Below are 26,860 nucleotides of genomic sequence, written 5' to 3' on the forward strand. Positions count from 1 at the left end.
TGGCGATCGACGCAAACAGCGCCGCGCCCATCGCGGGCTCGACGGAGCGCGGCGTCGACCGCGCCGCCGCGAGCTCATCAGCTCACGCGCCAACCACCTTGCGCCTCGCCGCTGCGTAGCGCCTGACCACCTCGTCCGCGATGACGCCGATCAGGATGACGGCGCCGATGACCGCGAACTCGATCTGGGTCGGGACGCCCAGCATGTTGATGGCGTTGCGCAGCACCTGCATGAGGGCGGTGCCCAGGATGACGCCCACCACCGCGCCCTCGCCGCCGCGCAGGCTGAAGCCGCCCAGCACGGCCGCGGCGATCGCGTACAGCTCGTAGAAATTGCCGAAATCGACAGGCTGGGCCGAGTTGACCTCCAGCGCGAACAGCATGCCCCCGAAGCAGGCGAGCACCGAGCAGAGGACATACGCGAGGATCGTCATCCTGTCGGTATCGACCCCGCTGTAGCGGGCCGCCTGCTCGTTGCGGCCCAGCGCCATCAGATAACGGCCATAGACGGTGCGGTTCAGGAAGATCGACGCCGCCACAGCGATCGCGAGGAACAAGAGGAACGGCATCGGGATGTCGATCCACGTGATCGGCGCGAGCCGCGTCTTCACGCCGGTGAACGGGTGCACCGCGTAGGGGCTGAAGCGCCCCTCGGAGATCCACGAGAGGAACGGCACGGGGACCGAGAGCGGGCTGCCGACCGACAGGTAGCGCAGCGACTCGAACCCGACGCCGAACCCCTGCGTCTGATCGCCGGAGATCCCGCGCGCGGTGCCCCGGTAGAGCAGGAGCCCGCAGAGCGTCACAACGAACGGCTGGAGCCGGAGCTTCGTGATGAGCAGACCGTGCGCGAGCCCGATGCAGAGGGAGATGCCGAGCAGCACGGGCACCGCCAGCGAGGCCGGCCAGTGCTGCACCGAGAGGAGCCACGGCAGCATGCAGCCGGCGAGCGCCACGACCGACCCGATCGAGAGGTCGATACCGCCCGTGATGATCACGAAGCCCGCTCCGATGCTGAGGATGCCGAACAGCGCCGTCCTCCGGATCAGGTTCTCGAGGTTCTCCGCGAGGAGGAACCTCCCGTTCAGGAGCGCGGTGCCGAGCGACACAGCGAGGAGGAGCCAGAAGACGCCGAGCACCTTCCGCCGCGTGGTGGGCACGAGCAGCGCAGCCGGCGCGGGCGGCGCGGCACCGCGCGCCCGGAGGTCATGTGTCGTCGTCACAGACATGCTCTCTGGCCTCGATGGGTCCTGTCACGCCGCGTCACGCCGCGGCGTCGCTGCCGGTCGCGAGCTGCATGATCGCCTCCTCGCTCAGCTCGGCGCGGCCGAGCTCGCCGGCGATGCGCCCCTCGTGCATCACCAGCGCACGATCGGACATGCCTATCACCTCTTCCATGTCGCTGGAGACGAACAGGGTGGCCATGCCGCTCGCTGCCAATCGCTCCATCAGCTGGTATATCTCGTGCTTGGCGCCGACGTCAATGCCGCGGGTCGGCTCGTCCAGGAGCAGCACGCGCGGCGACATCGAGAGCCACTTTCCGATGACGACCTTCTGCTGGTTGCCGCCGGACAGGTGCTGCACCGGCTGCACGTCGCTCGGCGTCCGCACGCCGAGCTCCCGGATCATCTGCGCCGACATCCGGCGCTCGCCCGCGCGGTCGAGGACGCCGTAGCGCTGCGCCCTGTCGAGGCTCGGGAGGCTCACGTTCGCCCGGATCGCCATCTCCAGGATGATGCCCTGTTGCTGGCGGTCCTCCGGGACCAGGCCTATCCCGGCGGCGATGGCGTCTCGCGGGGCGCGCGGCGTGATCGCCCGCCCGGCCACGCGGACGGCGCCTCCGGCCGCCGGCGTGACGCCGAACAGCGTACGGAGCAGCGATGTGCGCCCCGCGCCGAGGAGCCCGGCCACGCCGACGATCTCCCCGCCGCGCACCGTGAAGGAGAGCGCTCGCTCGGGGTGCCTCGACGTCCGGAGGCCGGAGACCTCGAGCACCGGCTCGCCGGGCGGGTTCGGGACGTGCGGATAGAACTGCGAGAGATCGCGGCCCACCATCAATCGCACGATGCGCTCGTGGCTCATTTCCTCCCCACGCGCGAGCTCGCCCGCGTTCTCGCCGTCGCGCAGCACGAGCACGCGATCGCAGAGCGCCCTCACCTCGCCGAGGCGGTGAGAGATGTACACGACGCTGATCCCGGCCGCGCGGAGCTCCCTCACCACCTGGAAGAGCGCCTCCGCCTCGTGCGGGCACAGGCACGACGTGGGCTCATCCATGATGAGCACCCGCGCGTTCGCGGAGAGCGCCTTCGCGATCTCGACGAGGTGCCGCTGCCCGAGCGACAGGCCGCCGACGAGCGCGCGCGGCGAGCACGCGAGGCCGACCCGCGCCATGATCGCCCGCGCCTCCCGCTCCATCCTGCCCTCGTCGATGAAGCCGCCCCGCCGCGGCTCCCGGCCGAGATAGATGTTGGCCGCGACATCGAGGTTGTCCGCCAGGTTCAGCTCCTGGTGGATGAGCGCGATCCCGCGGGAGAGCGCCTCCCTGACGGAGCCGAGCGCGACAGGCCGCCCGTCGAAGAGCATCTCGCCGGCGTCGGGCGCCTCCACGCCGGCGAGGATCTTCATGAGGGTGCTCTTGCCAGCGCCGTTCTCGCCGACGATGCCGAGCACCTCGCCCCGGCCGAGCGCGAGGTGCACGCCGCTGAGCGCGAGCACGCCGGGGAAGCGCTTGGTCAGGCCGCGCGCCTCGAGCAGCGGCGTCGCGTCCGGTTCAGGCGAGGAGGCTGTCATTCGCGTCAGCGCGTCGAGCGTCGCCGGGCTCGGATCGGGCGCGCGCGCCGCGGGGGCGCCGCGCTGCCCGACGCCGGGTTCACGGTTGCTTGCCCGCCTTCTGCTTCAGATCGGCCCAGAACTCGTCCAGGTTGCCCTTGCGGATCTGCCGGGCCGGCAGGGAGATGAACTTGTCCTGAGGCACGACGGAGTTATCCCCCCGCACGAGCGCCGCGAGCACGCGCACCGACTCCTTGCCGTACATGTACGGATTCTGCACCACCGTACCGACCACCTCGCCGTCCTGGATCGCGCGCAGCGTCGCGTCCTGCTCGTCGAAGCCGACGACCTGGATCGAGCTCATCTTCCCCGCCTGCTTCACCGCCTCGAGCAGGGCCGGCGTGTGGTACGCGTTCAGGCCGATCAGGCCCACGAGGTCCGGGTGCGCCGACATCATGTCTTCGGCGTTGCTCTTCGCCTTGGCGGCGTCGATCTGGTCGGTCAGGGTCGCGACGATGGTGTATTTCGCCCCCTTCAGCTCCTGGTTGAGCGGGTCGTTCCCGGCGCTGTTGTCCTGCCGATCGAGCAGCTCGTCGAGCACGCCTTGACGGCGCTTGCGGGCGTTGTCGCCCTCGAGCCGCCCGACCAGGATGGCCACCTTGCCGCCGCCGGGGATCGCCTCCTCCACGAGCTGCCCCGCCATCCGGCCAGCGACGTAGTTGTCGATGCCGATGTACACGATACGATCGCTCTTCGGAGCATCCGAGTCCTGCGTGATGAGCTTCGTCTTCGCGGCCGCCTTGTTGAGCAGCGGGACCTGGTTCTCCGCGTCGATCGGGCTGATCGCGATGCCGTCGACGCCGCGGATCAGGAGATCCTCGACCCGGTGCAGCTGGTCGTTCACGTCGCTCGGCATCACGACGCTCACCTCGACGTTGTGCTCCTTCGCGCCGTCGATGACGCCCTTCTCGGCGATGGTCCAGAACGGGGCGACGCCGTTCGTGATGTAGGCGAGCTTCGGCTTGCCCCCCGCCGCCGGCGCGCCGCTGTTGTCGCAGCCCAGGGTCGCGAGCCCCGCCGCCACGCAGACCCCGACGATGAACCGACCGATGCTCTTCACCATGCGCTCTCCCCTCCACCCGTCCACCCGACAAGAGCCGCCTCGCGCGACGGGCCCATACGCCTCGTGCCGCCGCGCGGGCCACGACAGAGCAGGAACCCCCGATCAACTGGCCAGCTCATGATGCGCGATCCGCTCCGGACGTGTCTACACGATTCGACGCGCAGATCGCCACGCGCGTCTCGCCCCCCTAGCGCCGGGTGCCCGGCGCGCTCATGCCGCCCGATCGGCCGACGGCGTAGGCGATCCCGCTCTGCAGCGTCCCGCGGATCACGATGCGCGACATGTCGATGTCGAGCCGGAGGAGCGCCTGCGCGACCTCGCCGCGGATGCCCGTCAGCACCGCCTGGACCCCGAGCAGCCGGAGGGCGTTCGCCGCCTTGAGCAGGGCGTTCGCCACGCGCTGATCGACCCCCTTGATCCCCGTGACATCGATGATGACGGTGCGGGTGCCGCTCCTCGTCGCGCCGTCGAGCAGGGTCTCGAGCACGTCGTGCGCGCGCTCCTCGTCCAGCGTGCCGATGAGCGGCATGACCATGACGTCGCTCGTGATGGGCACGAGCGGGGTCGACAGCTCGGAGATCTTCGCCCGCTGGAACCGGATCACCTCCTCTTGCAGCTCGGCCCGGGCCGCCTCGGCGCGCTCGCGCTCGCCGAGCTCGTGCAACAGGCGCACGTTGGCGTCCCGGAGCTCGGCGCTCTGCGCGGAGAGGCGCACGTTGGCCAGAGACAGCTCCTCCGTCCGCTCCTTCACCTCCTGCTCCAGCCGCTCGTTGGCCTCACGGAGCTCGGCGCTCACGGCCGTGAGGTCCGCGTAGAGCAGCGCGTTCTCGACCGCCACCGCCGCCTGCGAGGACAGGAGCCGCAAGAGCTCGATGCGATCGGCGGTGAACGCGTGCTCCGCGAGGTGGTTCTCCAGGTACAATACCCCGCTCAGCCGGCCCTGGTGCAGGAGCGGCAAGCCCAGGATCGATTTCGGCCGGCGCGCGATCACGTGCGGATCGCCGGCGAGGCGCGGGTCGTCGTCCGCGCGCCCGATCACGAGCGCCTCGCGCGAGCGCGCCACGTAATGCACGACCGAGCGGGCCAGATCGAGGCGCGCCTCCAGGGGCATCGAGAGGCCCAGGCTCACCGTATCGGGGCCGACCGCGATCATCGCCTCGACCGTCAGCACCTCGCCGCGCGAGAGGATGAGGAACCCCCGGCTCGCCCCGGCGCTCTTGATCACGCTGCTCAAGACCTGCTCGATCACCTTGTCGAGCACGATCGCGCTCGAGATGGCCTGGGCGGTGCTGAGGATCGTGGCGAGATCGAAGCTCTCCCCCGCGACGAGGCCCTGGAGCGCGGTGCCGGTCGGCGAGAGCGGAAGAGGCTGGCCCATGGCCGAGGGGTCGGCCGGCGCGAGCTCCTCGCGCAGCGCATTGGCCTTCTCGGTCGCCCCCCAGCGATCGTACAGGTAAACCGCCCTGCGCAGGAAGATGTGCGCGAACTCGACCCTGCCCTGGGCGAGCCAGAACCTGCCGTAAAGCTCGTTGCCGAGCGCCTGGTTGTTGATGTAGTCGGCCTGCCGCGCGGCCTCGATGCCCCGCTCGTACAGGTCCATCGCCTCGGCCCTCTGCCCTTCGACGCGGGCCTGCTCGGCGAGCAGGAGCAGGTGCTTGTGAAGCACGTTGTCCGGCCCGGCGTCGGCCCAGCGCTTCATCCGCCCGAGGAGCCGCGAGAGGTGCTCCTCGTGCTCCCGCCGCGCCGCGCCCTCGGCGCTCTCCCACGCGGCGATCCGCATGAGGCCCGCGTAGAACGTCGCCTCGGGCACCTTGGCGTGCGTCGGCAAGGCGCCCTCGATCACGGCGAGCTTCGGCATCAGATCGGCAAAGCTCGCCCTGTCGCCGAACAGGTAGGCATTCCGGATCTTGGCGTAATACAGCCACCCCATGTGGTAGGGCGAGCCGCCGTGCTTCGCCGCGTAGGACGCCTCGTCGAACCCGTCGTCGTCGAAGCTGAGCCGGCCCCTCGTCAGCCCTTGCAGGCACCGGAGGGGCTGGATCACGCCCGCGAGGAGGATATCGATGATGTCATGGCTGCGGGCGCGCCGCAGGAACGCGAGGTGCGTCTCGGTGAGCTGCGAGAGCTCCGCGAGGTTCATCCCGTAGGTGAGCCGGTCCGAGCCGCTCTGGCTGATCATGTACCCCATGGCCGTCCAGTCGCCGGCCTGGAGCCCGAGGTCGTAGACCCGGTCGTAATAGGGATCTGCCTTCCGCAGGGGCTGCGTCCAGCTGTGCACGTCCGCGGAGAAGATGTGGTAGGTCTTGGCCCGGAGCACGAGGTTGTCGAGCTGGTCTGCGAGCTCGACGGCCATCTTGCCGAACCGGTACGCCGTCTCGTACTCGCCGAGCAGCGGGCCGACCACCATGCCGTACGCGACGTATCCGAACGCGGACATATCGCTGTTTCCGTGCTGCAGTGAGAGCGTCACCATCTTCACGATGGCGAGGTTCGCGAGCGTCTGGTCGCTCGAGTTGTAGGCCCCGAAGAACAGGTTCACGAGCAGCTCCAGCGTCACGGGGTGCTCGGGGCTCGTCGTCCTCGGGGCGCGGGCGAGCTCCTCGATGCTGCGCGCGCCGAGGAGGACGGGCACCGCCTGGAGCTCCTGCTCGAGAAGCGCGGCGACCTCCTCCCGGGCCTCGGGGATCGGACAGCCAAGGAGCCGGAGGCCGGCCTTCTGGACAAGGGTCGCCTCGTGATTGCGCCACTGGAGCAGGTACTGGTTCGCCTGGACGAGGAGGACAGAGACCTTGTCCATGGCCGTCCTGGCGCGCGCGAGCGCCGCGGTACAGAGCCGCTCGGCCTCCTCGAAGGCGCCGCACAGCGACTCGACCTCGGCGCGCTCCCTGTGGAGCGCGAGCGCGAGCTCGTAGTGGTCGTCGAAGCCGCCGTGGGGCAGAAACCCGAGCCCCGCGCGGAAATAGCCGGCCGCCGCCTCGTAGGCTGTGGCGGCCTTGGCCCTCCTGCCGGCGGCGAGGTTCAGCTCGGCGGCCGTGGCCTGCTCCGCGGGCGAGGTCACGATGGGCGCCGCGATGTTGATGTGGTTGACGATGTCGAAGAGCGCCTCGTCCCGCGCGGCGCCCTCGCAGCTGGCGAGCATGAGCCGCGCGATCCTGAGGTGGACCTCGCGCTTGCGATCCTCGCTGATGAGCGAGTACGCCGCGTGCTGGACGCGATCGTGCAGGAAGCGGTAGGTGACGCGCCAGTCGACGCCGGCCTGCGCCTCGTCGTCGGTCGCGTGCGCGAGGCGGTAGTCGGCGTCCACGGGCGCGATCAGGCCCTCTTGCAGGATCTTCCACAGCGCGGCCACGGTCTCGTGCGCCGGCCGCTCGCTGATGACCGCGAGGGTGCGCAGGTCGAACTCGTGCCCGATGCAGGCCGCGAGGCGGAGGACGCGGACGAGCTCGGGCTCGAGCTCCTCGATCTTGCGCGCCATGAAGTCGACGACGTTGTCGGTGACCGTGCGCCGCCGGATGCCGTCGAGATCCCACGTCCAGGCGCCCTTCTCGAAGCGGAGCAGGCCCTCCGCGTGGAGCGAGCCCAGGAACTGCCGCACGAAGAACGGGTTGCTCTGGGTCCTGTCGAACACCACGCGGGCGAGCGGCTCGACGTCGGCGCGGGCCGCGGAGAGCGCGTCCGAGAGCAGCGCGATCACGTCGGCGAGGGCGAGCGGGCTCAGCTTGAGCTCGCGGAGCGGCGCGCCCGCCTTCTCGATCTCGTCGAGCGCGACGCGGAGCGGGTGGGCCGCGTACACCTCGTTGTCGCGGAAGGCGCCGAGGAGGAGCAGGTGGCCGCGCTCCGGATCGGCGGCCAGGACCTGGAGCAGCTTGAGCGAGGCCGGGTCGGCCCACTGCAGGTCGTCCAGGAAGAGGACGAGGGGGTGCTCGGCGGTCGCGAAGACGCGGACGAACGCCTTGAAGATCCCGTGAAAGCGGCCCTGCGCCTCCGCCGGCGGCAGCTGCTGGACCGGGGGCTGCTGGCCGATGATCCACTCGAGCTCCGGGATGAGGTCGACGAGGAGCTGGCCGGTGCTCCCGACCGCGCGGGCGAGCGCCGCGCTCCAGCGCGCGAGCTGCTCCGGTCGCTCGGTGAGGATGTGCCGGAGGAGCTCCCGGAAGGCGCGCGCGAGCGAGGCGTACGGCGCACCGCGGTTCAGCTGCTCGAACTTGCCCGCGGTGAAGTAGCCGCCTCGCTGGGCGATGGCCCTGTGCATCTCGTTCACCAGGGCCGACTTGCCCATGCCCGAGTACCCCGACACGAGCAGGAGCTCGCCCTCCCCGCCGGCGGCGCGCTCGAAGGCGGCGAGCAGCGCGCGCTCCTCCTCGGCGCGGCCGTAGAGCTTCTGCGGGATGCGCAGCGTGTCGGGGATGTCGCGCAGGCCGAGCGCGAAGGGCGCCACCGCGCCGGAGCTCGAGAGCTGGCGGAGGCACGCGTCGAGGTCGGCGAAGAGCCCGAAGGCGCTCTGGTACCGGTCCTCCGCGTTCTTCTCGAGGAGCTTCATCACGATCCGGGACACCGCGTCGGGCACGCCCGGGACTCGCTCGGGCGGCGGCACCGGCGTCCGCGCGATGTGGCCATGGATCAGATCGAGCGGGTCGCTGCCGGTGAACGGCAGGACGCCGGTGAGCATCTGATAGAGGGTCACGCCGAACGAGTAGAGGTCGGTGCGGCGGTCGATCACGCGGTTCATCCGGCCGGTCTGCTCCGGCGACATGTACGCGAGCGTCCCCTCGAGCGCCTCGGGGCTTATCGCCTGCTGCGTCTCCTGCGGGAGGAGCGTCGCGATGCCGAAGCCGACGAAATGGACCTCGAGCGTGTCCGGGTCGACGAGGAGGTTGTGCGGCTTGATGTCCTTGTGAATCACCTTGCGGCGGTGGAACTCGTCGAGGACGCGGGCCGCCGAGCGGGCGATCGTCAACGCCGCCTTGAGCTCCAGCCGGCCGGCGCGCAGGATGTCGTGGAGCGTCGTCCTGCTCGGCCGCTCGAGCACGAGCGCGAGGCCGTTCCTGTGCTTCTCGAGCCCGTAGGCCTTGACGACGCCCTCGACGTCGAGCGCGCAGAGCACGTTGTACTCGTGCCGGAGCGCCGCGAGCTCACGCGCGCTCGGGAACTCGCTCTTCAGGACCTTGAAGACAGCAGGCTTGCGCTCGTCACCCCAGGTTCCTTCGAACACCTCGATGCTCGAGTCGACGTAGATCGGCTGGCTCACGGAACAGGTCGCGGAGAGCATCTCACCTCGCCGGGGCGCTGGGCCGGCCCGCCGCCGCCGCTGCTCGCGTCGAGCAGGCAGGACGGACGGTGTTCTCGCACAAGCGCACCATGGGCGGATTATGTCTAGATCGCTGCCCCCGAGTCACCACCCAAATCGGAACATTGGTTCGTCCAGGGTGATATTTTTCAGTGTTTGTGCGCTGGACATCCAACTTGGACGGAGTCTGGCGTTCGCGCGCGTCACCGAGCGCGGCGGTGCGGCGCTGGCGCGGCGCTTCATGCGATGTGGGCTGGCTCTCGGAGGGCCGGAGGAGGTCGATCACGCGGCGCGCCGGGAGGGCGCGTCACGGGCGCAGGTCATTGCGGCACCTCGACGGTGGGACAACCGAACTCGACACGGACGCTCTCCGCCCCCATCGACTTCACGTGCTCACACGTGGCGCCCTTGATCACGAGGGTGGGCGGGGTCGTCGAATCGTCGTAGTCCCAGCCGTCGTCGCCCGGCTTCGGCAGCACCTCATCGTCGATGAAGACGTTCACCTTCGCGCGGTCCGGCGGCTCCGTCTCCAGCGCGAGCTCGCAGGTCCTCACGAGATCCCTCGTGATGCCGGTCAGCGTATCGCCGAGGCTCGCCGCGTCCACCACCTCGAAATAACGGGGCGAGGTCTCCGACGTGGCCGTGTCGCCCTCGACGGCGAGCTGGTCCAGCACAGCGGCATAGGCCGTCGCGCCGGGGATGCCGACGACGAAGGTCTTGATACCGGCCGCGCGCAGGTCCTTCACCCGCTGCACCGTGCGCACGTCGTCGAGGCACACGTCCGTCAAGCCGGCGACGCAGCAGTTCGGCACGCCCGAAGGGCAGTCCCCATCCATGTTCGTGGTGCAGGTCGCGGCCTCGCAGGTCATGGCCGGATCCTGGTTGCAGTTGGGACCGCCGTCGGTCGCCAGGAGGACGTACCTGTCGCCTTCGAGGGCGCCGCCGGCTCCCACGGTGAGGTACCCGAGGGCGCGCGCGAGGGCGTCCGCTGTCGGCGTCGCGCCGCCGGGGTCCGTGCCATCCAGGAGGGTCTTGATGGCGGGGACCGAGGTCGCGCCCGGCGCCACGGCCACGCTCAGCTCCTCCCCCGCCGGCATGCCGCAGTGCTCGTCGGAGGGAAAGAGCTGAAGCCCGACGGACATCCTGTCCTGGATCACGTCGAGCGCGGTGCCGAGGGCGCCCTTCATCATCGTCCAGCGGTCGCTCGCTTCCCACGCTTTGGTCATGCTGTCGGAGCGATCGAGCACGATCACGAGGTGAACCTGCCGCGGCTGGGCTTCGGCCTGCTGGCCGCCGCAGTCGCCGCCGCCCTCCCCCCCGCCCGAGCTGGCGCTCGACCCGGACGCGATGAGACCGCCTCCGAGGGAGGGCTCCCCGCCCGTTCCACCGGAGTCCGTTCCACCCGCGCCGCCGCTTCCGGAGCCGCCGCTGCCCGCGCCCGTCCCGCCATCCGATACCGAACATCCCGACGCGAGCGCCCAGCCCAGGCACCAGAGCGATGTCAGGAACAAGGAGCGGGCGTAGTTCCCGCGGTTCTTGCCGATCATAGCCATTCTCCTCGACACGAGTGAATCGACACGGGTCAACGCGCCAGCACGCGGCGTCAGCCCGGAGGAATGCGGCAGATGCCGTTGTAACACTGCACGGTTCCGGCGTTGCAGCAGTCGGACGTCGCACCGCAGAGCTGCCCGTACTCCGCGCATCGCGGCGGGGTGCCGCCCGCCCCGTCCGAGCCACCGCCGCCGCCTGCGCCGCCTGCGCCGCCCGTTCCGCCGGTCGCGCTCGAGCTCCCGGCCGCGCTCGAGCTCCCGGTCGCGCCAGACGGGGAGTCTGTCGTGCACGTGCCCGACAGGGAGCCCGGCTCGTACTCGCACGTCGTTCCGACGCAGCAGTCGCCGTTGTTCGTGCAGGGTCCGCCCGCCGTGACACACTGGGGCGTCGTCCCTCCCGGCGTGTCGTAACACTGGAGCTTCCCCGTTTCGCTGTTCCGCACGCAGGGAGCGCCGTCGCAGCAGTCGTCGGCGGAGGCGCAGTCCTCGCCTGCCTGGCGGCAGGCCGTGAGCGCGTTGCACCGAGGCACGCCGAGGGCGTCGAGGCGGCAGTTGCTGGCGTTCCCAAGGTAGTTGCAGCAGTTGTTGGGAGCGCTCGTGGACGTATCCGAGCAATAGCTGTCCTTGAAGTGACAGACGCCGCCCTGGGGCGTGCAGCCGTTCGGGTTGCGGCAGCGGCCGATCTCCCCGTCCCGATCCCCCGACTTGTCGCAGACGACATTGCCGGCGCCCGGCAGAGCGGCCGTTGGATCGCCGCCGCAGCAGTCCTCGTTGCGCCGGCACAGGGCGCCGTTCACGCGGCAGCCGCTCGGCGGCTGACAGACGGCGATCCCGGTGGGGCCGTACGGCGCGCAGACGCGGCTGCAGCAGAAGCCGCAGCTGTCGCAGACCGCGCCGTCGATGCCGCCGCTGTTGCAGCGGCTCGACGTCGACGGCTCCGCGCCGCAGTAGCCCGCGGGGTCGGATGCGTTCCGCTTCACGCACACGCCGGTACAGCAGTCGCTGTCGCCCTTGCAGACGTCGTTGCGCTGAACACAGAACGAGGAGTAGAGGACGCAGCGGTTGTCTCGCCCGCAGAGCTGGGAGCAACACTGGCTGTCCTGGGTGCACGGGTTGCCGCCCGTCTGGCACGCTGTGGCGCCGTTGACGTCGCTGCACGTCCCGCCGACGCACATGCCGCTGCAGCACGCGGCGCCGCCTGCCGTGCAGTCGGATCCGTCGGGGAGGCAGGCGGTCGCGTTGCACCTGCCCGAAGCGCAGTTGAGGGTACAGCAGTCCGAGGATTCCTCGCAAGCGGCGCCTGTCCCGAGGCAGACGCTGAGCGGCGAGGCGCAGGTGCTCGTCGCGCTGTCGCAGATGCCGGAACAGCAATCTCCGGAGCGCGCGCACGTGGCCCCGAAGGGCTCGCAGGTCGGCACCTCGACCCCCGTGTCAGGGCCGCCCGCGCCGCCGGCGCCGCCGGCGCCCGCACCGCTGGCGAGCGCGCCGCCCGCGCCGCCGGTGCCTGCGCCCCCAACGCCTGTGCCCGCGCCCGCCCCGCCTTCTCCAGAGGTGGCCGTCGCGCTGGCGCCGCCCGTTCCGGTCATCCCGCCGCCGCCGGCGTTGGCCCCTCCGGAGCCACCGGCGGAGGAGCTGCCCCCGGCCGCGCCGCTGGAGGGCCCTGACGTGGTGGCGACGCCACCTTCACCTCCCGAGCCGGTGCCCTCGGACGAGCCGCAAGCCGAAGAGAGCCATACGATGCCGACAGCCGCGAAGATTCGAGATACGCGCATGCACTTTCCTCGCTTGATCGCTTGCCGCAACCGACGCAGTCGAAGAAAGGATACATTCGCGCAACTCCAGCTAGTCCGTATCGCTTTTGTTTCAGGGCATGCCCCTCTCCCTCCATTTTTGTCGGAGGTGGTGAGCCTCGTGAGCGCCGCGCGCACAGGTGCGCGCGGCGCAGAGCTCGCGCTCGCCTGGCCGCGATGAGCTCTGCCCCGAACGGTCAGCGAGACCGCAATCCGCGCTTTGGTGAGGTTCGTCGCAAAGAGCCCTCGACGGAGGAAGCGACGCTGTACGGTCCTCGAGAGGAGAGGACATGCAGGCTGTTTGGAGAGGCACGTTCATGGGGGCAGCCCGGCGACGGCCGTCCGCTCCCCGTCTCCCCGCTCTACGCTGATGTCCTCGTCCCCTTCCAGAGCGCGCTCCAGAACCGCCCCGTCTTCACGGCGCCTTCCGGAACGGACTCTCGGGCGCTCTCCTCGGCGGGCTTCTCCTTGTGGGCCTGGCCCTCGAGGAAGGTGATCAGCCGCTCTCGGAGGGGATAGTACATCGGGTCCTCCAGCACCTCCTGACGGTCCCGCGGGTGCGGGAACGGGACCTCCAGGATCTCGCCGACCCGCGCCCCCGGGCCGTTCGTCATCATCGCGATGCGGTCCGACAGGAACAGGGCCTCGTCGACGTCGTGCGTGACCATCAGCGCCGTCTTCTGGTCCTCTGCCCACAGGTTCATGAGCACCTCCTGGAGCTCGAACCGGGTGAGCGAGTCGAGCATGCCGAAGGGCTCGTCCAGGAGGAGCATCTTGGGCGACAGGGCGAAGGCGCGCGCCAGCCCGACCCGCTGCTGCATCCCCGACGAGAGCTCGCGCGGCTTCTTGTGCATGGACTCCTCGAGCCCCACGAGCTCGAGGTAGTGCATCGCGATCTCGATGCAGTCCTTCCTGCTCTTCTGCCGGTGGACCTGCTCGACCCCGAGCAGGACGTTCTCGAGCGCCGTCATCCAGTGCAGGAGGCAGGGCGACTGGAACACGACCCCGCGGTCCGGGCCAGGGCCCTGGATCTGCCTGCCCGCGAGGACGATACCGCCGCTCGTGATCTCGGAGAGGCCCGCGACCATCGACAGCACGGTGGACTTGCCGCACCCGGAGTGGCCGATGAGGGACAGGAACTCTCCCTTCCTCAGGTTCAGATCGAAGTTCCTGACGACGATCGAGGGGCCCTTCGGCGTGGGAAAGGTCTTCGTGACATTCCAGATCTCGAGGTACTTCTTCATGCGACCGCCTCCGCGCTCCGCGCTGCATCGGGCGCGCTCTCGCCCGCCCTGGGCCCGGCGCCCGGGCCGAGCAGGTAGCTGATCACCGCGCCGCGGATCTCCTTGAAGCGCGGATCGTGGTTGAGGGCCTTGCGATCCCGAGGGCGCTCGAGATCGACGGTGATCCCTGGCCCCAGCGTGGCCCGGGGGCCCTTGCTGAGCGGGAGGATCCGGTCGGCGAGGAGGATGCCCTCGTCGACGTCGTTCGTGATGAGGAGCACGGTCTTCCGGGTGGCGCGCCAGATCCGCGCGATTTCGTCCTGGAGCGTCGCGCGCGTGAGCGCGTCCAGCGCGCCGAACGGCTCGTCCATCAAGAGGACCTCCGGATCCATGGCGAGCGCCCGCGCCACCGAGACCCGCTGGCGCATGCCGCCGGAGAGCTGCGCCGGCTTCTTCTCGCGGGCCTCGGTGAGCTTCACCATGGCGATGTAGCGCTCGGTGTGCTCCCGCTTCTTCTCCGTGGACCAGGAGCCGAAGATCTGGTCCACGGCCAGGTAGACGTTCTCGTAGACCGTGAGCCAGGGCAGGAGAGAATAGTTCTGGAAGATGACGCCGCGGTCGGGGCCCGGCCCCTCGACGATCTTCCCGTTCAGCTTGACCTCCCCGGTGTCCGGCCTGAGGAGCCCGGCGATGAGGGACATGAGCGTCGTCTTGCCGGCGCCCGAATAGCCGACGACGGCGACGAACTCTCCCTTCTCGATCTCCAGGTGGATGTCCCTGAGCACCTCGGTGCGGGTGGCCCCGCCACCATAGCTCTTCCCGACGTTGCAGAGCTCGACAAGCGGCATGGACGTCACGCTCCCGCCAGCTTGAGCCGGCGCTCGACGAGGCTCATCAGGGAGTCCAGGAGGAAGCCGACGACCCCGATGGTGATGATGCACAGGATGATGTGCTCGTAGATGAGGCTGTTGTACTCCTGCCAGAGGAAGCCGCCGACCCCGGGCGAGCCTGTCAACATCTCCACGGCGACGATGACGAGCCAGGCGATGCCCAGGCTGAGCCGGAAGCCCGTGAACATGTAGGGGAGCGCCGCGGGGAGCTGCACCTTGAACAGCGTCTTCATGCGCGACAGCCGGAGCACCCGGGCGACGTTCATGTAGTCCTGCGGGATCGATCGCACCCCGAGCGCGGTGTTCAGGACCGTCGGCCACATCGAGCACATCGCGATGGTGAAGACGCCGGCAGGGTCGGGCTTCTGGAAGAGCACGAGGCCGAGCGGGAGCCACGCGAGCGGCGAGACCGGGCGGAGGATCTGGATGATGGGATCGAAGCTCGACCTGAACAGCGTCGACGCGCCCAGGAAGAAGCCGATCGGCGTCCCGAGGAGGATCGCCAGCGTGTAGCCCTTGGCGACCCGCTGGAGCGAGTACCAGGTGAAGCGGAGGATGCCCTGGTCGAGCTCTCCCCGCTTCTCGAACGGCTCGAAGATGTAAGGCCTGCTCACCTCCCATGTCTTGAGCGGAGAGGGCAGCGCCTGGGTCCACAGGCTGCTCGCGGCGGCCCACAGCCCGATCACGCACGCCACCCCGAAGAGGGGCAGGATCATGTGGTCGACTCGAATCCTCGGAGAGATCGCCTTCGCCTCGCTCATGCAGCACTCCTCTTCCGCTTCCGATTCCGCTTCTTCCGCTTCCGCCGCCGCGCCTCCCGCCGGCGCGGCGATGGCGATGTGGGTTCATCCCTTCAGGGCGTGGACCGGGAACGACGTCGCGTACTTCTCCGGGTCCTTCGGATCGAACGTCACGCCGTCGAACAGCGTCTCGGGCGCGTCGCTCCGGCCGCCGTGCGCGACCCCGAGCTCCTTCATCGCCTCCTCGTAGAGATCGGGGCGCATGACCTGCTTGACGACGCCCTCGTAGTCCGGCTTCCCCTCCACCATGCCCCACCGGCGGAACTGGCTGAGCCACCAGAGAGCGTACTTGGGCTGCGGGTAGTTGCAGCCCCGCTCGCTGAAGATCATGTAGTCCTTGTCCTCTTTCGTGCGCCCGTCGCCGTAGTCGTAGCGCCCCTGCAGCCGGCCGAGGATGAGCTCCGGCGGACAGTTGATGTACGTGGGCCTCGACACGATGTTTGCCTGCTCGGGGCGGTTGTCGAGCTTGTCCAGCCAGACGCTCGCCTCGTGGAGCGCCTTGATCACGGCCTTCACCGTCTTCGGGTTCTTGTCGGCGAACTCCGCGGTGAACGCGCACACCTTCTCGGGGTGGTCCCTCCAGAGCTCCTGCGTGGTGACGGCCGTGTAGCCGATCTGGTCGGCGATCGCCCTGGCGCCCCACGGCTCGCCGACGCAGAAGCCGTCCATCTTGCCCACCTTCATGTTGGCGACCATCTGGGCGGGCGGGATGGTCACGAGCGCGACGTCCTTGTCCGGGTGGACGCCGCCCGCGCCCAGGTAATAACGGGTCCACATGGCGTGCGTTCCAGGCGGGAACGTCATCGCGAAGGTCATGGGGGCCCCCTTCGCCTTCGCCTCCTCGATGAACGGCTTGAGCGCCTTGGGATCTCCGGCCACCTTGCCCCGGAGGTCGCTCTTCATCGTGATCGCCTGGCCGTTGCGGTTGAGCAGCCACGGGATGACCATGGGCATCTTCGGCGATCCGAGGAGCCCCATCGTCGAGGCGAGCGGCATGCCGAAGAGCATGTGCGTCGCCTGGAGATCCCCGTTCGTGAGCGAGTCGCGGATCGCGGCCCAGCTCGCGCCCTTCACGATGGTCGCGTTGATGCCGTACTTCTTGAAGAACCCCTTCTCGTGGGCGATCACGAGAGGAGAGCAGTCGGTCAGCGCGATGATGCCGAAGCGCAGATCGGACACCTCGGGCTTGGCGGCGTCCGGGATGAGGGGCGCGGCGTTCGCCGCCGGCTTCGCCGACGCTTCGGACCGCGATTCGCAGGCGGGGAGGAGCGCGGCTCCCCCGAGCGCGAGCGCACCGCCGAGGAAACGCCGGCGGTGGAGGGGCGTGGCGCTCGGGGCCTCACTCGCAGGTTCTCGTCTCTTCATTCCAAAGATCCTTTGCTGGGATGACCGTGGAGCCTCGGGCGCATGGAAAGGGACACGCCCGCCGGTCGGGGCAGACTGGACGGGCTGCGCTCCGGAGGCGCCGTCCGTGAAATCGCCTGTTCGTTCGAGGATGAGCCAGGCCAGCTCCGCGGCGAGATCGGCAGGGTGAGCTCGCGCTCGCCGCGGGTGTGCGCCCTGGATGGCCTCAGCCATACACGGGCCCAGGATTTGCCAAGGACAATGCATGGGCGCCTGTTTCTATGAAGTTTCTGTGGGATATTTTTTCTTCATTCACTTCACGTTCGTCACGCTCGTTGCGTTCGTTACGTCCGTTCCGTCATGTTCGTTGCGTTCGCCACGCCGCCTTCGTCTTCAGTCTCAATGACTGCGGGGCAGCGGCGCGCCCGAGCGAGCGGTCGGGGAGCTTCGCGAACGGACCGGTTGCTTGCCAGGCCTGGGGTGAGGCTGTAGCGTCCGCGCGGCGCAGGAGGAGCGCCACGCCGATCCGGCGGGTGTGATTCGGCAGGCAGCAGGTCATGGGAGCGACGATGACGAGCGGGTCCGCGACGTGGGTGGGGGCGGCGGCGTGCCTCCTGGCGTGCGGGTGTACGTCCCTCGCCGGGCTCGATGGGCCCTACCACCTGGAGGCGGGCGGGGGCGCCGGCGGCGGCGGTGGGGGTAGCGGGGGCGCCGGCGGGCAAGACTGCGCCGTGGAGGCGAGCGAAGGGTGCGTCTATGACCGGTGCGGCGCCGTCCCCGAGAGCGCCCCGAGCGGCGTCTACGCGCTCGATCCCGACGGGCCCGGCCCTGAGGAGCAGGCCGACGTCTACTGCGGTGAGCCTGTGGACGGCGATCGCTGGGCGCTCGTCTACAACAGCGTCGGGTCAGCGGACGGCGCGACGCTCCCGTTCTGGAAGATCTTGTATGCCGATCGGCTCGCCACCAAGGGGACGCCGTCGCTCGGCGACAACCTTTACCAGCCGTCGCTGTACATCGCCGGCCGGGAATACCGCGACGAGATCGAGGACATCGCGGGGACAGTCGCCGAGGTGATGCGGGCGACCGCCGAGGGCATCGACACCGCGGACATGCACCTCCTCACGCCGATACGGGTCGGCGGCGATGAGCACCTCTTTTCGTGGCAATTCGCCACGGGGTGGTCGTCGCCGGATTTCGACGCAGACACCAAGGACGACGGCAATTGCGCGGGCGCCTATGCGGGCGTCACGCAGCACTACGGGCACTGCTTCGTCTACAACCTCGGCGCGGACGACGATGAGCCGATCGAGGACGAGGGCTGGGGCCCGCACATGAGCACTCCGGACGCGACGTCGTACGGGCTCTCCGACGACGGGAGCGGGTATACGCGGTTGCAGCGGATCTCCCGCTGGACCCGCTGGTGATCGCCCCCCGCCCGGGCCAGATCGCTCGCCGCTGGGCCGGGCGGGCGCATCGTGAACCCCGGCCGCTCGGCGCCCCCGAGGGCCATCGCGCGGATGACACCCGGGCTGCCGCGGTGGCAGACTTCGACGACGCATGAGCGACCGTTCGACCCTCGTTGACGTGCCGCCTCGCTTTCGCGTGATCACCGATCCGCGGGGCGCGGAGGTCGACGACCGCACCATCGTCCTCGGCCCGAGCCACGCGTTCGGCGACGGCCGGCACGAGAGCACGCGGATGTGCCTCCAGGCGCTCGCGTCGTTCGCGCCACGCAGCGGCTTTCGCCTCTTCGACGTGGGGAGCGGGACGGGGATCCTCTCGATCGGCGCCGCGAAGCTCGGCGGCGAGGCGATCGGCGTCGACATCGACGCCGCCGCGAACGCGGTCGCGGCGGACAACGCACGGCGGAGCGCGGTGGAAGCGCGCGTGAGCTTCTCGGCGACGTGGCCGGACGGGACGTTCGACATCGTCGTGGCCAACATCCTTCGCGACGTCCTCACGGCGCTCGCCCCTCGGATCGTGGCGCGCCTGGCTCCCCGCGGGACGTTGATCCTCTCGGGGCTCGTGTCCACCGACGTTCCGGAGATCGTGGCGCGTTATGCGCCGCTCCTCGCCGACCGTCGACCGGAGATCTTCGAGCGGGGCGCGTGGCGCGCGCTCGTGTGGCGCGACGCCGAGCCGCGCGCCGATGCCGGAGCCGCGACATGATCTCGGTGCGGCGGGCGTGACCCGGATGCCCGCGGACGACCGCATGACTCCATGACCGGAACCGGAGGAGGGGCATGAGGTAGCAGCGCGGTCACGCCCTCCCGCAGCGCGGCCGTTGACCCGGGGCACGAGGGCGCGCGAACATCCGGCGACCCCTTGCCGACCCTCCCCGCGACACGCCACCTCGCCGCGCTCCTCGCGCTCGCCGCGAGCGCTTGCTCCCGCGGCCCCACGGCCGGCACGGACGCGGGGCCTGGCCCGGCCGGCAGCGCGATCTCCTCGGCCAGCGGCGCGGGCGCGCCGGCTGCTCCCCTGCCCCCGTCCACGGCCGCGCCGCTGCGCGCGCCGGTCCGCGAGGGCGGCGCCCTGTCCCGCGCCCCGCGCGAGGACGCGCTCTATGTGGCCGACGAGGACCACGGCGTCGTGCGCGTCGTGCCGCTGCCGCTCGACCCCGCTCGGCCCGGCGCAGGCGTCCCCGCGCCAGGCAGGCCCGCGCAGGTGCTCGCGCTCGGCGGGCGCGGCGAGCACGACGCACGGGTGCTCGCCACCGTCCGCGACCCGGGGCTGCTGCTGATCTTCCGGCCGGATCCTGCGGCCGGCCTCGTCGAGGTGGGCCGCGTGCCGCTGCCCGCCGACGCGTGGGGCATCGCGGTCACGCCCGACGAGAAGACCGCGATCGTGACCTCGGCGTGGACCCACAAGGTCTCGGCCGTCGACCTCGAGGCCGGGCAGACGCGGTGGACCGTCGACGTGGCGCGCGAGCCGCGGGGCGTGGCGGTGCTGCCCGACGGCAGCGCCGCGTACGTGAGCCACCTCGTCGGCGCCGATCTCACGAGGATCGACGATCTCGGCGGGGCGCCGAAGGTCCGGCGCGTCGCCCTGCCCGCCTCGCCGCTGCGCGCGCCGTCGGGCGAGCGGCTCGCCGCGTCGCTGGGGTATGCGCTCTCGCTCTCCGAGGACGGGCGGCGCCTGTTCGCGGCGCGGCACGCGCTCGGCGCCATGGGCCACGCCGCGTGGTTCGGCGCCGCGACGGTGGACGTGCTGATCACCGGCCGGGACGAGCCGCTCGCCCCGCCGCACCACGGCAACCTGCCGGTGCTCCGGTCGGCGTTCGCGGAGCAGGTGATCACCCCGGAGAGCGTGATCACCCTGCCCGGCGCGGGCGTCACGCCCGTCACCCAGCCGCGCGCCATGGCGTACCGCAAGCGCGCGCGCACGCTGCTCGTCGCGGGCGAGGGAGACGATCTCGTGCTCGAGGTGGACGCGACAGCGGTGGATCCGACGCTCGCGATCGTGAGGAGCTACCCGGTCGGCGGCCGCTACGATCCGCACATCCGCGTGGCCGGCACGTGCGGCGCGCCGACCGGCCTCGCGCTCTCCGCGGACGAGGCGACGGCGTGGGTCTTCTGCCGATCGACCGGCGACGTGGCGGCGATCCGGCTGCACGATGCGGAGGCGGGCTCGACCGTCGCGCCCGTGGGAGCGGCGGGCCCGGCGGGCTCGGCCAGCGCCGCGCCGGCGTCCGCCGCCGCGGGCGTGGCGGAAGGGCCGTCGGCGCTCGTGCACCTCGCCGACGATCCGCTCGGGCCGGAGGTCGCGAAGGGCCGCCGGCTCTTCTACAACGCGCTCGACGCCACGGTGAGCGGCAACCTCGGCTGCGCGGGATGCCACCCCGACGGGCGCGACGACGGGTACGTCTGGCGCGAGGCCACCTTCAGCACGGCCGACGGCGAGCACGCGAACTTCGTCGGGCGGCCGGAGAACATCCCCGAGGTCGCCAAGAAGCGAGGGGTTCCGCGGCGCACCCCGATGCTCGCCGGCAACGTGGGCGCGGCCGGGCCGTACGGCTGGCACGGCGAGAGCGAGGACCTCGTCGGCAGGCTGCAGACAGGCATGGGGCTGCACCGCTGGGGCGGGCTGCCGATCGACCATACGCCGACCAGCCTCGCGGCGCGGGCGACCTATCTCGCGATGTTCCTCCGCCGGGGCCTCGTCACGCCGCCGCGCGCCGAGAGGGCGCCGGACGAGCGCGAGAAGCGCGGCCGGGAGATCTTCCACAGCGACGAGGCGAAGTGCTCCCGCTGCCACGTCCCCACGAGCGATTACACCGATCGCACGGCGTACCCGATGCCGAAGCGACCGCCGCCGCCGGGCTACGACGAGGATCCTCGCCCCGAGTACAAGACGCCGTCGCTGCGCTTCGTCGGAGGCCGGCCGCCCTACCTTCACGACGGGCGCGCCGGCACGCTCGCGGAGCTCATCGAGCAGAACGCCGACTGGATGGGCAAGACAAGCCACCTGTCGCCCGAGGACAGGGCGGCGCTCGTGGCGTTCCTGGAGACGTTATGAGGCCGCGCTCCGTGCTGCTCGCCTTGATGGGCGCCGGCGTGGCCTCCGTCCTGGCCGCGGCGTCCGGGGCGCCTGGCGCGCAGCCAGGCGGCGCGCCCAGGGCCCCGGCGAGCGCGACGGCCGACGCCGGCGCGAGGAACGCCGCCGCGACCGACGCCGCCGCGACAGACGCCGGCGACGAGCTGCCCCTCGACGCCGCGCCCTTCCCGCCCGAGCCGTCCAAGCAGCCCACGGCCGCCGAGTGGAAGGCGGCGCCCCGCGTCCGCCTCTCCCGCGCCGGCCCCGCGGCCGCAGGCTGCCGCGCGTACAGGACGAGGGAGTGGCTGCGCATCCGCTGCCCGGAGCTCACCGTCTCGGCCATCTCGCTGCTCGGCGGGAAGTCCGAGGGCGTGGCCTTCTGGATCGATCCGCCCCGCGGCGGCAGCGAGCTCCCGCGTGGGGGCGAGGTGATGTTCCCGATCCGCCGCGGCGATCGGCGGGTGATCCAGATCCTGACGTTCGGCCCGGGCTACGACGGGCCGTTCACCTTGTTGCCGGCGATCGTCATCCAGGAGCAATGGCTGGAAGACGAGCCGGCGCCGACCGTGACCGCCTCCTGAGACACCATGCGATCCCACACCACGCTCCGCGCCATCTCCTCGCTGTTCCTCCTTGCCGCTGCGAGCGGCGTCCTCGCCGCCGCGTGCGGCGCCGCCCCCGCGGCTCCCGGCGGCCTGCCCGCCGATCAGGCGCCCGCCGCGCAACCCACGGCCACGAACCCCGCCTCGCCTGCTGGGACGGCGCTCGCCCCGGCGCCGCCCCCGCCCGACCCGGCGGTGGCCTCGGCGCCGGCGAGCGCCGGGCAGGCCGGCGCCGAGTCGACCGCCGCGCCCGCCGAGGCGGCGAAGCCATCGGACGGCTGCCCCGACGGCATGGCCCGGGTCCCGGGCGGCAGCTTCGTGATGGGTCCGCTCAAGGTGAAGGCCACCGTGGGTGACCTCTGCGTCGACAGGACCGAGGTCACCGCGGAGGCCTTCGCGGCGTGTGTCAAGGATGGCAAGTGCACGGATACATTGGCGAACTGCGCCAAGGAGGCGTCGACCTACGGCGTGGCCGGCAAGGAGAAGCAGCCGATGGTCTGCGTCGACTTCTCGCAGGCCCAGGCCTACTGCGCGGCGCAGAGCAAGCGGTTGCCGCGCGACGACGAGTGGGAGTGGGCGGCCCGCGGCGGCGAGGAGGCGCGGCCGTATCCGTGGGGCGAGGAGGCCCCGAAGGATCAGCTCTGCTGGTCCGGCGGCGGCACCGCGCGCAAGACCGCGTGCGACGTGGGGAGCTTCCCCGCCGGCGCGAGCCCGCAGGGCATCCAGGACCTGGCGGGCAACGTCTTCGAGTGGACAACCAACGCCAACGACGGCAAGGGCAAGATGCGCATCGCCCGCGGCGGCAGCTGGCGCGACGGCATCGCGCCGCTCGTCAGGACCGCGCGGCCGGGCGGCTTCGAGGCGACGTACCGCTGCGGGTTCCTCGGCATCCGCTGCGTCGTCGAGCCGGCGACCCAGGCGACCAAGTAAGCCGCGCCGAGGCGTCAATAACAGTCCGGCGTGGCGTCGCCGCCGGGGCAAGCCCCGCTGACCTTCGGCTGAGTGACGCTGCACGCTGCGAGGCCCTCGAATACGTTGTTCGACGTGAGATCGGGACCCGCCTGGTCCGAGTCCCACCCGCTCACGATGCCGCCCCCCGCCGATTCGACGAAGCTCGAGTTTTCGATGAAGGCGGCGTCGGGGCGCCAGCCGGTGAGGATGAGCGCCGCGTCGTTGGCCCCCGGGCCGCATCCGAAGCTCGAGATCTGCGAAGGAGCGCCCGCATACTCGATCCGCACGAAGTCGAACACGTTGCCGCCTGCCGGCGCTCCTCCCCAATCGACACCCACCCAATCACCGGCGGCTTTCGTGTCCTTCGCCGAGGTGAAGACGATGGGCTTGGCCGCCGTGCCCTGCGCGACGACGTGCACGGGGCCCGAGGCCGAGCCGAGCGCCAGACGGGAATCGGCCGGGAATGCCACAGTGACCCCCGCTTCGATCGTGAAATCTAGGGCGTTCGCGTCGTCGGGCTCGAGGTGGAAGTCGCCCGAGGAGACATAAGGAACGCCGCGTTCTCGAAGCACGACGTCGGCGGGATACCGATCGGCCGCGTCGACAAGGACCGCGTCGCGCGCGTTGTTCACGTAGTCTCCGCGCGGGATCGAGCTCAGCGCCGCCGTGGTCACCGCCAGGGGGTAGAGGGTCTCCTCGTTGCCGACCGGCGTCACGGCGCCGGCACCCTCGATGACGAGGCCATCCGAGGCCGCCGAGAATGCCGTGAAGTCGCCCAGATGGACGCCGATCCCGGCCGAGTCCGAGAGGGTGACGTTGACCAGGTGCACGCTGTCGTTCGCTGGCAGGCCGAGAGGGCCGATGGCGACGATGGCGCCGTTCATGGTCCCCGTATTCACGCTGCCGCCGCCGACGATGATGGTATTTTCGAGCTCGATCGACCCCGTCACGTCGACCCAGAGGCTGCCGAAGTACGAGCCCTCGTGCTCCGAGGTGAAGGTGGCGGGGCGAAGGGTGCCTGCGTCGACCTCTCCCGTGGCGCGCAGCGCAGCGGGTTCGCCGGAAGAATCGCCAATTTCGATGGTCTGGTCTTCACCGATGACGACGACCGCGCATGCCTCGACCGTCACCGTCGCTCCGCGGATGGCGATGCTCGAAGGAACGTGATGTGGGCTCCCTTCGGCCGTCCAGGTCTCGTCCGCCTCGATGAGGAACGTGTCGTGAACGGTGCCGGCTCCCGTCGGCTCCGGGCAAGGGGATCCCTGCGTGGAGGGGGATCCGCCTGTTCCCGCAGCGCCATTCCCCGTTCCGCCCGAGGTCGACGTTCCCCCCGCGCCGCCCGTGGGCTCCTCGGGAGAGTCGCTCCCGTCGCAGCCGAAGGCGACCGCGCCAGCGGCGAGGGCGAGCGTGACGAAGACCGCGGCGTGTTTCCTGTTACCGACGAAGCGCTGATGTTTTTTCATGTGACCCTCGACCACCCTCCCTCAAATACACGCACTGCCAGAAATTCCCATGAAATTGAGGGGATCTCTCAGGGGCCGGACCGATGCCCCGGGCTTCGAGGATCTGGTCGCCCATCGACTGCCCGGCGCACACAGGTTCGCCGTATACAATATTCCCCACCTTGCACACCTCGAGGATCGAGCCACATACCCCGGCAGACAAGCTCGGAAGCGAGAAGTCAAGCCCGCCAAAGCTGTCCTGGCAAACACAGGTGACAAACCCACCGGCAGTCCTGCAGTTCGCCGTAATCGTGTTACCGGTGCACACCTGGCGCGCCGAACAAAAAATCTTCACCCTCCTGCACCGTGGAGGGTGAACACGTCCCCGGGTCGTGCACGACTGTCGACGGCTCGGGTTGCAACGGCGCTATCGGACCATTCGCCTCACCCTCCGTCTCTATCGGACCATCCTCTATCGGACCATCCGCCTCACCCTCCCGCTGCTGGCAGCTCGATGCGCTGATGGTCTGACGCAGCGCGCGGCCGTCACCCGCGATCGTCGGCCGCCATGGAGCGCAGGACGCGCTCGGAGGCTTCGGCGTGCTCAAGCAGCAGCGCCGCAAAAGCGCGCTGAAGCTCGATCTTGCGGCGCATCCACGCCTCGAAGGCGCCGCGGTCGAAGCGCGCGAGGTCGTGGGGGGTGGCAGGCAAGTCGCCCGCAGCCCGCATCGTCTCCGCGGCGCGGCCCGCCGCCTCGCCGATCTCGCGGTAGCCGGCGGCCACCCGGCGCATCGCGTCGTGTTCGAGGCGGGCCTCGGGCGTTGCGCTGCCCACCCAGCGCGCGTGGGCTTCCAGGTTGTCGGCCACGTGTCGGAACAGCTCAGCCAGCCGCTCGGGAACCACCGCGTTGTTCGCCAGATCGCGTCCACAGGGCTCGTCCATCGGTACCTCCTGTCCATTCGCCCCAACGCGCGAGGCGTCGGGTCGTGACCGCAGGCCGCAGTCCAGGAGCGGGCGACCGGGCGTGTGCTATCCATGGAGGCAGCAGTGTTGTCGTCCCCCGCGCCCGCCACGATGGCGGGTTACCCGCCCCGGAGCCCTGCCGATGACCGACGTCCACCACGCCGAGGCCACCGCCTTCTTCGACGACTTCGTCGCCGCGTTCGCGCACTTCGACGGGCCGCTGATCGCCCGCCGCTACCACGTGCCGTACCTCGCGATGCACGCCGCCGGCCTGCACGACCTGCTGACGAGCGCGGAGGCCGTCGGGGCCTACTTCCAGCGCATCGTCGACCAGTACCGCGGCGACGGCTGCACGGCCTGCCGCCACCGCGGGCTCCAGGTGGTCACGATGGGGGACGAGGCGCTGCTCGCCACCGTGTCGTGGGACCTGCTGGACGCGTCAGGCGGCGTGCTGTCGACCTGGCGCGAGAGCTACAACCTGCTGCGCACGCCGCAGGGGCTGCGCATCTTCGCGTCGACGGACCACTGATTCAGAGGAGCTCCGCCGTCGCCTGGCGGGGGTGGCATCCATTTGAAATTCAGGCTCCTCGTAGCGGCCGTGCGCTCCCGGCGCGGAAGCGCAACAAGGCGACCGCCTGAGCGCGAGCGGCCAACGAAGCCGAGCGCGCGACGGTCCTCGAGAGGATCGCCGGCGCCGGGCCTCGGCCGATCAGATGCTGCACTCCACGAAGCCCTGCGTGTTCGTGGAGACGTTCATCTCCCACCTGGACTGGGTGGCGTCGTACTGGACGACCACGCCGGTGGAGACGCCGCCGCGGAGAATGCCGCCAATCCCCTTGAGCCAGCACGTCTTGCCGGTCACCGCGGGGCCGAGGTTCACAGACCCTGCCTGGATGCCGTGGTAAGCCTCGCCGAGGTAGTCCGTCACCTGTACGCAGCTCGCGTAGCCGGCGACCTTCCCCTGCCCGTGGAGGTACCAAGAGTTGCCGTCTTTCTCCACGCCGATGTAGTCCGACGCGCTGGCGAAGTTGTCGCCGCCCTCGTAGTTGATGACCTGCGTCAGGAAGCAGCGTCGGTTGTTGCTGGTGGACGCGAGGTACACCCTGGGGTTGGTCGTGGTGTAGCTGTTGTTGGAGTAACCGACTTGCGTGATCATGGTGCCGGGGTTGGCGAGCCCGCCGTAGGCACGAACCGACACACCCGAGTCGGCGTGCGCGAACACGCGCGCCGTGCCGAGCCAGCTGTACATCGCGACGTTGCCGCCGTCCCGGAGGTTTCCGGTCACGCCCATGATGTAGGCCGCGTTCCCGCTCCAGGTGCCGAGGTTCTGGAAGGCGTTGCCCGACGTCGCGGTGGCGCTGCTGTACCCGAACGCGGCAAACGCCTGCTCGGCGGTGCCGATCGCCTCGTCCTCGCCCCCGGCGACGTCGCCGTTGCCCTGATCCGGGCTCTCGACCTCGACGTTGCACCCCAGGAGGGCGACGACCGAAGCGACCGACAGCATGCGAAAACAAGTGCGAGCTAGTTGCATGTGCATAGGATGTTCCCCTTTTCGAACGCAGCGGGCCGAGGCGGCGCGCTGCGGCGGCAA

General features: G+C 70.4%; 19 protein-coding genes. 6 read left to right on the forward strand and 13 right to left on the reverse strand.

From position 1 onward, the window contains the following. Positions 1-82: 82 nt before the first annotated feature. The 10 genes from WMF46_RS22020 to WMF46_RS22065 all read right to left on the reverse strand — a co-directional run bounded on the left by WMF46_RS22020 (position 83) and on the right by WMF46_RS22065 (position 16,796). Positions 83-1,228 carry an ABC transporter permease gene (locus WMF46_RS22020; protein ID WP_437987377.1) on the reverse strand — a complete coding sequence of 382 codons (1,146 nt, stop codon included), beginning with the start codon at positions 1,226-1,228 and terminating at the stop codon, positions 83-85. A 34-nt stretch (positions 1,229-1,262) separates the two neighbouring features. After that, complete coding sequence (locus WMF46_RS22025) at positions 1,263-2,789, reverse strand: sugar ABC transporter ATP-binding protein (RefSeq protein WP_437987378.1); 1,527 nt, start codon at positions 2,787-2,789, stop codon at positions 1,263-1,265. Positions 2,790-2,868: 79 nt separating this feature from the next. After that, complete coding sequence (locus tag WMF46_RS22030; protein WP_437987379.1) at positions 2,869-3,891, reverse strand: sugar-binding protein; 1,023 nt, start codon at positions 3,889-3,891, stop codon at positions 2,869-2,871. 187 nt (positions 3,892-4,078) lie between these two features. Next, complete coding sequence (locus tag WMF46_RS22035) at positions 4,079-9,160, reverse strand: AAA family ATPase (protein ID WP_437987380.1); 5,082 nt, start codon at positions 9,158-9,160, stop codon at positions 4,079-4,081. A gap of 338 nt (positions 9,161-9,498) precedes the next feature. Next, positions 9,499-10,725, reverse strand: a complete 1,227-nt coding sequence (locus tag WMF46_RS22040; protein WP_437987381.1) for a vWA domain-containing protein — start codon at positions 10,723-10,725, stop codon at positions 9,499-9,501. 56 nt (positions 10,726-10,781) lie between these two features. Further along, positions 10,782-12,500, reverse strand: a complete 1,719-nt coding sequence (locus tag WMF46_RS22045) for a hypothetical protein (RefSeq protein WP_437987382.1) — start codon at positions 12,498-12,500, stop codon at positions 10,782-10,784. 380 nt (positions 12,501-12,880) lie between these two features. Then, positions 12,881-13,762, reverse strand: coding sequence for an ABC transporter ATP-binding protein (locus WMF46_RS22050; RefSeq protein WP_437987383.1), 882 nt, complete (start codon positions 13,760-13,762; stop codon positions 12,881-12,883). Next, a complete protein-coding gene (locus tag WMF46_RS22055; RefSeq protein ID WP_437987384.1) occupies positions 13,759-14,589 on the reverse strand; it encodes an ABC transporter ATP-binding protein in 831 nt (276 codons plus the stop codon). Before WMF46_RS22055 ends, WMF46_RS22050 begins: the two co-directional genes overlap by 4 nt. A 5-nt stretch (positions 14,590-14,594) precedes the next feature. Then, a complete protein-coding gene (gene ntrB / locus WMF46_RS22060) occupies positions 14,595-15,392 on the reverse strand; it encodes a nitrate ABC transporter permease (RefSeq protein ID WP_437987385.1) in 798 nt (265 codons plus the stop codon). A gap of 84 nt (positions 15,393-15,476) precedes the next feature. Continuing rightward, on the reverse strand, positions 15,477-16,796 hold the full coding sequence (locus WMF46_RS22065) for a CmpA/NrtA family ABC transporter substrate-binding protein (protein WP_437987386.1): 1,320 nt from the start codon (positions 16,794-16,796) through the stop codon (positions 15,477-15,479). 548 nt (positions 16,797-17,344) lie between these two features. Between WMF46_RS22065 and WMF46_RS22070 the strand changes: the two genes are divergently transcribed. The 5 genes from WMF46_RS22070 (at position 17,345) to WMF46_RS22090 (ending at position 22,843) form a co-directional block, all read left to right on the forward strand. Further along, positions 17,345-18,199, forward strand: a complete 855-nt coding sequence (locus tag WMF46_RS22070; protein ID WP_437987387.1) for a fibrinogen-like YCDxxxxGGGW domain-containing protein — start codon at positions 17,345-17,347, stop codon at positions 18,197-18,199. A gap of 133 nt (positions 18,200-18,332) precedes the next feature. Next, positions 18,333-18,944, forward strand: coding sequence for a 50S ribosomal protein L11 methyltransferase (locus WMF46_RS22075; protein ID WP_437987388.1), 612 nt, complete (start codon positions 18,333-18,335; stop codon positions 18,942-18,944). Positions 18,945-19,100: 156 nt separating this feature from the next. Beyond that, entirely contained in the window at positions 19,101-21,293 is a 2,193-nt protein-coding gene (locus tag WMF46_RS22080) for a hypothetical protein (RefSeq protein WP_437987389.1), read from the forward strand. A gap of 11 nt (positions 21,294-21,304) precedes the next feature. Then, positions 21,305-21,892 carry a hypothetical protein gene (locus tag WMF46_RS22085; RefSeq protein ID WP_437987390.1) on the forward strand — a complete coding sequence of 196 codons (588 nt, stop codon included), beginning with the start codon at positions 21,305-21,307 and terminating at the stop codon, positions 21,890-21,892. A 6-nt stretch (positions 21,893-21,898) separates the two neighbouring features. Beyond that, on the forward strand, positions 21,899-22,843 hold the full coding sequence (locus tag WMF46_RS22090; RefSeq protein ID WP_437987391.1) for a formylglycine-generating enzyme family protein: 945 nt from the start codon (positions 21,899-21,901) through the stop codon (positions 22,841-22,843). A gap of 14 nt (positions 22,844-22,857) precedes the next feature. On the opposite strand, the gene WMF46_RS22095 is transcribed toward WMF46_RS22090, so the two are convergent. Further along, on the reverse strand, positions 22,858-24,327 hold the full coding sequence (locus tag WMF46_RS22095; RefSeq protein WP_437987392.1) for a hypothetical protein: 1,470 nt from the start codon (positions 24,325-24,327) through the stop codon (positions 22,858-22,860). Positions 24,328-24,852: 525 nt separating this feature from the next. After that, positions 24,853-25,248, reverse strand: coding sequence for a hypothetical protein (locus WMF46_RS22100; protein ID WP_437987393.1), 396 nt, complete (start codon positions 25,246-25,248; stop codon positions 24,853-24,855). Positions 25,249-25,411: 163 nt separating this feature from the next. Here WMF46_RS22100 and WMF46_RS22105 point away from each other — a divergent pair, with 163 nt between their 5' ends. Continuing rightward, positions 25,412-25,798, forward strand: coding sequence for a hypothetical protein (locus WMF46_RS22105; RefSeq protein ID WP_437910543.1), 387 nt, complete (start codon positions 25,412-25,414; stop codon positions 25,796-25,798). A gap of 180 nt (positions 25,799-25,978) precedes the next feature. On the opposite strand, the gene WMF46_RS22110 is transcribed toward WMF46_RS22105, so the two are convergent. Next, positions 25,979-26,773 (reverse strand): hypothetical protein, encoded by a 795-nt coding sequence (locus tag WMF46_RS22110; RefSeq protein ID WP_437987394.1) that lies wholly within the window; start codon positions 26,771-26,773, stop codon positions 25,979-25,981. Between the last annotated feature and the right edge of the window lie 87 nt (positions 26,774-26,860).

Source organism: Sorangium sp. So ce117, from assembly GCF_051524395.1.
GTDB lineage: Bacteria > Myxococcota_A > Polyangia > Polyangiales > Polyangiaceae > Sorangium > Sorangium cellulosum_B.

Bases quoted from the DNA above. Each gene is read 5' to 3' on its own strand.
- WMF46_RS22020 (WP_437987377.1), bottom strand. From the start codon at position 1,228: ATGTCTGTGACGACGACACATGACCTCCGGGCGCGCGGTGCCGCGCCG.
- WMF46_RS22025 (WP_437987378.1), bottom strand. From the start codon at position 2,789: ATGACAGCCTCCTCGCCTGAACCGGACGCGACGCCGCTGCTCGAGGCG.
- WMF46_RS22030 (WP_437987379.1), bottom strand. From the start codon at position 3,891: ATGGTGAAGAGCATCGGTCGGTTCATCGTCGGGGTCTGCGTGGCGGCG.
- WMF46_RS22035 (WP_437987380.1), bottom strand. From the start codon at position 9,160: ATGCTCTCCGCGACCTGTTCCGTGAGCCAGCCGATCTACGTCGACTCG.
- WMF46_RS22040 (WP_437987381.1), bottom strand. From the start codon at position 10,725: ATGATCGGCAAGAACCGCGGGAACTACGCCCGCTCCTTGTTCCTGACA.
- WMF46_RS22045 (WP_437987382.1), bottom strand. From the start codon at position 12,500: ATGCGCGTATCTCGAATCTTCGCGGCTGTCGGCATCGTATGGCTCTCT.
- WMF46_RS22050 (WP_437987383.1), bottom strand. From the start codon at position 13,762: ATGAAGAAGTACCTCGAGATCTGGAATGTCACGAAGACCTTTCCCACG.
- WMF46_RS22055 (WP_437987384.1), bottom strand. From the start codon at position 14,589: ATGCCGCTTGTCGAGCTCTGCAACGTCGGGAAGAGCTATGGTGGCGGG.
- ntrB (WP_437987385.1), bottom strand. From the start codon at position 15,392: ATGAGCGAGGCGAAGGCGATCTCTCCGAGGATTCGAGTCGACCACATG.
- WMF46_RS22065 (WP_437987386.1), bottom strand. From the start codon at position 16,796: ATGAAGAGACGAGAACCTGCGAGTGAGGCCCCGAGCGCCACGCCCCTC.
- WMF46_RS22070 (WP_437987387.1), top strand. From the start codon at position 17,345: ATGACGAGCGGGTCCGCGACGTGGGTGGGGGCGGCGGCGTGCCTCCTG.
- WMF46_RS22075 (WP_437987388.1), top strand. From the start codon at position 18,333: ATGAGCGACCGTTCGACCCTCGTTGACGTGCCGCCTCGCTTTCGCGTG.
- WMF46_RS22090 (WP_437987391.1), top strand. From the start codon at position 21,899: ATGCGATCCCACACCACGCTCCGCGCCATCTCCTCGCTGTTCCTCCTT.
- WMF46_RS22095 (WP_437987392.1), bottom strand. From the start codon at position 24,327: ATGAAAAAACATCAGCGCTTCGTCGGTAACAGGAAACACGCCGCGGTC.
- WMF46_RS22100 (WP_437987393.1), bottom strand. From the start codon at position 25,248: ATGGACGAGCCCTGTGGACGCGATCTGGCGAACAACGCGGTGGTTCCC.
- WMF46_RS22105 (WP_437910543.1), top strand. From the start codon at position 25,412: ATGACCGACGTCCACCACGCCGAGGCCACCGCCTTCTTCGACGACTTC.
- WMF46_RS22110 (WP_437987394.1), bottom strand. From the start codon at position 26,773: ATGCTGTCGGTCGCTTCGGTCGTCGCCCTCCTGGGGTGCAACGTCGAG.